The following is a 6376-nucleotide window of genomic DNA, read 5'->3' on the forward strand; positions in this document are numbered from 1 at the left end:
TAGCTGAGTCCACCGGCGCGCACCATGTCGCCGCCCTGCTGATAATAGGGATCGGCGTTGAAGAGGTTGTCGCAGACGTCTTCCAGCACGTCCTTGATCTGGGCTCCCGTCATCTCCTGCACATAGGTCTCGGGATAAGTGATCGCAGTTTCCGCGAGCAGATCCTCCATGCTCAGGGCCTGGCCCGACAGCGCGGTGACGCCCCAGCGGAACCCCGGCGACAGCGCGATCTCGGCATCGAGCTCGGTGCGGAGCGCCGTGCAGATCAGCTCGTCGACCGGCCCGGAGAAATTGCCGCGCCGATAGAGCAGGCGGTCGGGCGTTGCGATCTTCGCCGACCAGTCGGTCACATGCGGCGCGCGCAGCCGGCCAATCAGCTCGGCCATTCCGGGGTCGGGCTTCAGCAGCTCGGAATAGACCGGCAGGAGATGATAATGAATGTCGCTGACCTTGCCCTTGTCGATCGCGAGATCGAGCACGGCGAGGAATTTCCCGTTGGAGCCGGCATTGGTGACGAGCGTGGTGCCGCCGGCGTTCTTCACGGCGATGGGCTGCGGCACGGCGTCATGGGTATGGCCGCCGAGAATGACGTCGATGCCGGTGACGCGGCTTGCGAGCTTGAGGTCGACGTCCATGCCGTTGTGCGACAGCAGGATGACGGCATCGACCTTGTCGGTGCCGCGCAAGGCATCGACATGCTTCTGCAACTCCTCCTCGCGGATGCCGAAGGTCCAGTCCGGCGTGAACCGCTTGGGGTGCGCGATCGGCACGTAAGGGAAGGCCTGGCCGACGATCGCGACCCGGTGACCGCCGATCTCCTTGATCATCGAAGGCTTGAACACGCGTCCCGTGGCCTTGTCGAAGGCGGGAGCGTCGTTGAACGCGGCTTCCTCGGTCAGGAACACGTTCTGCGCCAGAAACTCGCCCTTGAAGCGCTCGAGATTGTCGCGCAGCGTCTGCTCGCCATAGGTGAATTCCCAATGCCCGGTCATCGCTTCGATGCCGAGCAGATTGGCGACCTCGACCATGTCGCGGCCCTGCATGACGTTGGCAAGCCCGGTGCCCTGCCAGAGATCGCCGCCGTCGACCAGCAGCGAGCGCTTCTCGCCGACATCGCCGCGCAAGCGGTCGACCAGCGTCTTCAGATGGGCAAAGCCGCCGAGCTTGCCGAAGCGGCCTGCAGACTTCTCGAACTCGACACAGGTGAAGGCATAGGCATCGGCGCTGTCGGGACGGATGCCGAAACGATCGAGGAAGGCGCGGCCGACCAGATGCGGCGGCCGCCCGGCCATCTCACCGACGCCGATATTGATGCTGGGCTCGCGGAAATAAACCGGGTTGAGCTGCGCATGCGTGTCGGTGATGTGCAGGATGCGCGCGTTGCCGAAGCGCTCGAGGTCGTAAATGCTCGCGGACTCAGTGCCCCGCGCAAGCCGCGGCAGACTGAGCGATGCAGCGGCAAGGCCTGCGCCCTTCAGGAAATCGCGGCGGCGGATCGCCATATCAAAATTCTCCGCGCCCTCAATGTCGCAAGACTGTTTCAGTTGATGCCAGTCTAGCGGATTTCCATCGCCTTCCAGGCTTCTTTTTCAGAGGTCGCCTGGAAGATCGACGCCTTTGCCAGCGCCTCGGCCTCCCTGGCTGCGGCGGTGGCGCGGTCGAAATCGCCGCCATCCGCCGCTTTCCTGGCCGCGGCCAGCGTCGAGACGGTCACGGTCCACTGGTTGCGCAAGCCGGCAGCCTCCTTCGATGCGGCTTCAGCGGTGGCATAGGCCGCCTTGTAGTCCGCTTCATTTGCCGCGCGCGCCGCTGACGCGAGGCCGAGCGCCAGCAGCATGGCGAGGGGAAGTGACCGCTTCATGGCCGCGCTCCCGGTCCTGATATCGGCAAGCCGTTGGCGACATAGGACAGGAAATATTCGACGTCGCGATATTCGTCCGATTGCGGCTCCAGCGGAACCGCGCGGGTCTGGCTGTTGCAGGTGACGAAGCGGCGGCTGGTCGTGCCCATGCCGCTCCATTCGGAGCGGTAGATCGGCATCGCGTTCAAAATGCCGAGCGCCGGCGCCAGGATCTCGGCGCGGATGCGCTCGCCCGGGCTCTGCACATGGCAGCTGGCGCAGGAGAAATTCATCTGGCCACGTCGCGTGTAGAAATAACGCTTGCCGTTCTCGAACGCGGCGAGCGCGCGGGGATCATCGGGGATCTTGATGTCCATCGGCTTGCCACGCGAGGTGAAGGCCATGTAGGCGGTGAGCGAGGCCATCTCGTCCTTGACGTAGGAGTAGGGCGCCTCGCCATTGGCCTCGCGGCAGCGGTTGAGCGCGAGCTCCAGCGTGACGACCTTGCCCTCCTTCTCGTCGAAGTAAGGATAGTTCTGGCGGATGCCGACGCCCCCGTTGGAGAAGCAATCGGCATAGGTCTTGCCGTTCTTGAACGGAGTGGCAAACATCTCCTTGCCGGCATCGAGCGCGAACTCGTAAGGAGGGAATTCCTCCTTCTCCTGCCACTGCCGCTTCATGTCCGCGTTCATGGAATACGGACCGTTGACGAAGTCCTCGTGCTTCACGTCGGGAAATTTCTGGAAGAAGAAGTTCTGGAACGCCTTGGCGTCGGCAACGGGATCGACCTTGTCGGCCGCGACGACGCGCGGAGAGGTGAGGGCGAACGCCACGAGCGCGGCGCTGAGCGAGCCAAGCAGCAGGGCAGATCGGGTCTTCATCACGAAATCTTCGCGGTGGTCGTATCCGACGCACCCTTGTTGTCGGTCCAGGAGATCTTGAGGTCGTCGCCCTTCTTGGCGCCTTTGAAGCTGAATTTGACATAGGGGTCCTTGGAGACCGCAGTGCCCCAATCGGCGACGAAGACGTCCTTGCCGTTACATTCGAATTTCAGCTGCTGGATGAAGTGCGCGGGGATCAGCTCACCCTTGGGATCCTTGACCAGGCCGGTATCCATGGGGTGCTGGATCAACGCCTGCACCTCGGTGATGTCGCCATTGGATGTTGCGCGCACGCGAATGCTTGATGCCATCGGACCGATCCTCCTAGCCGCCGCAGCCGCCGACGGTGACCTTCACTTCCTTGGTGGCGCTGAAGAGCTTGCCGTCAGCCTCGACGATGGCGACCAGTTTGGTGGTCTTGGCCATTTTCAGCCGGTTGGCGACGCCCGGAATGGTGCCGTCGGCGATCTTGTAGGACGCGGCAAGCGCGTACGGGTTCTCGGTCACGAAGAACGAGATCGAGGTGACCTTGTCGAGCGTCGTCGTCACCGACACCGGCACCACGCCACCGTTCTCGGCGATCTCGGGCGCATCCAGCTTGACTTTGTCCGAGGGCTCGGCGGTCTTGCCATAGAGCGCCTTGATCGCGTCGGCCTCGTTCTTCTGCTTGAAGGCCTCTTCCGGATATTTGTCGTTGGCCGCGGCACGCGCGGGCGTCGCCGCGAACGGCAGATTGCCAAGGCCGAGCAGCGCGACAGAGGCCGCGCCCTGAAGGATCAGGCGCCTTGTCGCAAGCGGGCCGGTGGTCGTGGTCATCTCAAGTCTCCTGGGCAGCCGGCCGTTACAGGGTCTGCAGGAAATCAACGATCGCGCTGATCTCCTGTTCGGTCAAAATCCGGTTCCGGCCGAACGGCGGCATCATGGTCTGCGGATTGCGCTTGGTCTCGTCGAAGATGATCGCGGTCAGCTCGTTGCGATCGGGGTATTTGGCCTTGAGGTCCTTCAGTTCCGGCCCGATTGTTCCCGGCAGGTCGCCCCCTTTGATGACGTGGCAGGTCAGGCAATTGCCCTTGCCGCGATCGAAAGCGAGCTTCTGGCCGTCGGCGACAGCGGATTGTGCCCGCGCCGGAGCCACAGCCGCGCCGGCGGAGAGGAGCAGCGCCACCAGGACGGCAAGCTTGCAATGAAAGGCGGTCAAGGCATCGTCCCAAGCGTTATGTCGATGATCTCGTTTGCGGAAATATAAGCGTTCCAAAGCACAAAGGGCATCGTCTGACAATCAAGACTATGCACGCGGCAAAATGGAGTTAATATCCTGCGCATTGCAACCGATGAGACAGTTTGTTCATCCCAGCAGGTTGGCACTAGCAAATTATTCTAGGGCGTTTGGCCCTTACGGGCCGTCTTTTCTGTTTCACATTTATTGGGGACTGACTTGGCTGAATATGTCGTCGAATTTGGCAGGGATGGCGGACGGGTCGAGCCCGATGGGCGGCTCGATGCGCCTGCGTTCCATCGCAACCACCTGCCCATCTGGGCGGCGCTGGAAAAGCACCTCACCGGGCTGACCGGCAACGTGGTCGAGCTCGGCAGCGGAACCGGCCAGCACGTGGTCCATTTCGCCCGCCACACGCCCGGCCTGATCTGGTGGCCGAGCGACCTCAACCAGCGCCACCTCAAGAGCATCGAAGCCTGGCGCGTCCATACGGGCCTCGCAAACATCCGCAGCCCCCTGCGGATCGATCTCACCGATCCCGACTGGTGTCCGGAGATGAAAAGCGGACAGACGCCGACGAGCCTTGCGGCGGTGTTCTGCGCCAATGTCATCCACATCGCACCCTGGGCCGTGGCCGAGGGCCTGTTCGCCGGCGCCGGTCGCTACCTGCGCCCCGACGGCAAGCTGTTCCTCTATGGCCCGTTCAAGCGCGACGGGAAGCACACCGCGCTCAGCAATGCGGTGTTCGACACCTCCCTGCGTGAAGGCAATCCCGACTGGGGCGTGCGCGACATCGGCGACGTCGAGACGCTCGCGAAGGCTGCGGGTCTTCGCCTCGTCGATACGATCGACATGCCCGCGAACAATCTGACGCTGGTGTTTGAGCGGTAGGAAACCGTCATGCCCGGGCTTGTCCCGGGCATCCACGTTCTTCGTGCGGCAAGGCAAGGTGTGGATGGCCGGGGCAAGCCCGGTCATGACGGGCCTAGCCTTCATCCCCCCACCCGATCTTCTCCTTCAAGAACCGAAAACCGAGCACCTCGAAGCCGGCGCGCTCCTTGTTGTCCTTGCCGTAGCCGTGGCCGCCGGCTTCCGGCTCGTAGAACCAGGCCTCGTAACCCATGGCCTGCAGCTTTGCCGCCATCTTGCGGGCGTGGCCGGGATGAACGCGGTCGTCGCGCCGCGTGGTGGCGATCAGGATCGGCGGATAGGTCTGGCCGGCTTTCACATTATGATAGGCCGAGTAGGCCTTGAGCCACTCCCACTCCTCGGCCTTGTCGGGGTCGCCATATTCCGCGATCCAGCTCGCGCCCGCGAGCAGTTTTGTGTAGCGGCGCATGTCGATCAGCGGGATGGTGCAGAACAGCGCGCCGAAGCGCTCGGGGTAGCGCACCAGCATGTTGGTGATGAGGATGCCGCCGTTCGATCCGCCCTGGGCCGCGATCCGTTTTGCGCTCGTCACGCCGCGGCGGACGAGATCGGCCGCGACCGCGGCGAAATCGTCATGCGAGAGTTTCTTGCCGGCGAGCCGGCCGGCATCGTGCCAGCGCGTGCCGAACTCGCCGCCGCCGCGTAAGTTCGCCTGCACAACGGTGCCGCCGCGCTCCAGCCAGAGCTTGCCGAGCGAGGCGTTGTAGTACGGCTTCACCGAATGGGCGAAGCCGCCATAGGCGCTCATATAGACCGGCGCATCGCCGGTCTCGCCGCCCGGGCCGGTCTGGACATAGGGAATGCGCTCGCCATCGATCGAGACCGCCTCGTGCTGCGTCACCACGAGCCCGTCGGCGGTGAACGTCTTCGGCGCTTGCTTCAGCACGACCGGGCTTGCGACGCCGCGCTCGATCAGCAGCAGCGAGGGCGGGGTGAGCGGATCCTGCACATTGGCGAGCAGATCGCCATTGCTCTCGCTGGGATGACGATCGAGCGGCCAGACGTCGACGACGCCGATCTCGGGCAGACCGCCAAGCGTCTCGCGGCTCCAGCCGGTGGCCGAGGGCGTGAAGGTCTCAAAGCGCGGACGCAGCTCGTCGAGGATCGACAGCACGAGCTTGCCCGCAGCCCAGAACAGGCCTTGCAACGCGCGCCGCGGCGCCGGCTCGAACAGCACCGCAAAATCGCGACTGCCGTTCAGGAATGCCGACAGTGAGATGCCGAGCACGGTGTCGGTGGCGTAGGTCCGCCCGCCGGCCGTCCAGTCCTTGCGCAGCTTCATCGCGAACCAGTCGCCATGGGCCTGCAGCCAGATGCCGGTCGGCAGATCGAGCTTGGTCATGCGACCGGCGGCATCGCGCAGCCAGACCGCGTGATTGAAGAAGTCGATCTGCTCGACGATCCAGACCCGCGGCTCAGGTCCGGTGTCGTCGGCGCCGCCATAGATCATCATGTGATCGGCGGTGGTCTCGATGATCACCTCAGCCTGATCGACCGGCTGGCCGCGCC

8 protein-coding genes are annotated in these 6376 nt (G+C 64.0%); 1 reads left to right on the forward strand and 7 read right to left on the reverse strand.

The window, feature by feature from the left end:
- From soxB to soxX, 6 genes are all read right to left on the reverse strand, one after another.
- A partial coding sequence (soxB, locus tag IC66_RS0104850) for a thiosulfohydrolase SoxB (RefSeq protein ID WP_038946847.1) occupies positions 1-1502 on the reverse strand: 1502 nt, incomplete at its 3' end.
- A gap of 53 nt (positions 1503-1555) precedes the next feature.
- Positions 1556-1861, reverse strand: a complete 306-nt coding sequence (locus tag IC66_RS0104855) for a hypothetical protein (RefSeq protein WP_038946848.1) — start codon at positions 1859-1861, stop codon at positions 1556-1558.
- A complete protein-coding gene (gene soxA, locus IC66_RS0104860) occupies positions 1858-2721 on the reverse strand; it encodes a sulfur oxidation c-type cytochrome SoxA (protein WP_028139706.1) in 864 nt (287 codons plus the stop codon). Before soxA ends, IC66_RS0104855 begins: the two co-directional genes overlap by 4 nt.
- A complete protein-coding gene (gene soxZ / locus IC66_RS0104865; RefSeq protein ID WP_028139707.1) occupies positions 2721-3032 on the reverse strand; it encodes a thiosulfate oxidation carrier complex protein SoxZ in 312 nt (103 codons plus the stop codon). The genes soxA and soxZ overlap by 1 nt, the downstream gene beginning before the upstream one ends.
- Before the next feature lie 13 nt (positions 3033-3045).
- Complete coding sequence (gene soxY / locus IC66_RS0104870; protein WP_038946849.1) at positions 3046-3537, reverse strand: thiosulfate oxidation carrier protein SoxY; 492 nt, start codon at positions 3535-3537, stop codon at positions 3046-3048.
- A gap of 25 nt (positions 3538-3562) precedes the next feature.
- Positions 3563-3889: a sulfur oxidation c-type cytochrome SoxX gene (gene soxX, locus IC66_RS0104875; protein ID WP_085968002.1), complete on the reverse strand. Its 327-nt coding sequence runs from the start codon at positions 3887-3889 to the stop codon at positions 3563-3565.
- A gap of 267 nt (positions 3890-4156) precedes the next feature.
- On the opposite strand from soxX, the gene IC66_RS0104880 reads away from it, so the two are divergent.
- Entirely contained in the window at positions 4157-4828 is a 672-nt protein-coding gene (locus tag IC66_RS0104880; RefSeq protein WP_028139710.1) for a DUF938 domain-containing protein, read from the forward strand.
- 94 nt (positions 4829-4922) lie between these two features.
- Here IC66_RS0104880 and IC66_RS0104885 read toward each other — a convergent pair.
- A partial coding sequence (locus IC66_RS0104885; RefSeq protein ID WP_038946850.1) for a prolyl oligopeptidase family serine peptidase occupies positions 4923-6376 on the reverse strand: 1454 nt, incomplete at its 5' end.

Source organism: Bradyrhizobium genomosp. III (assembly GCF_000261705.1).
Classification (GTDB): Bacteria; Pseudomonadota; Alphaproteobacteria; order Rhizobiales; family Xanthobacteraceae; genus Bradyrhizobium; species Bradyrhizobium ottawaense.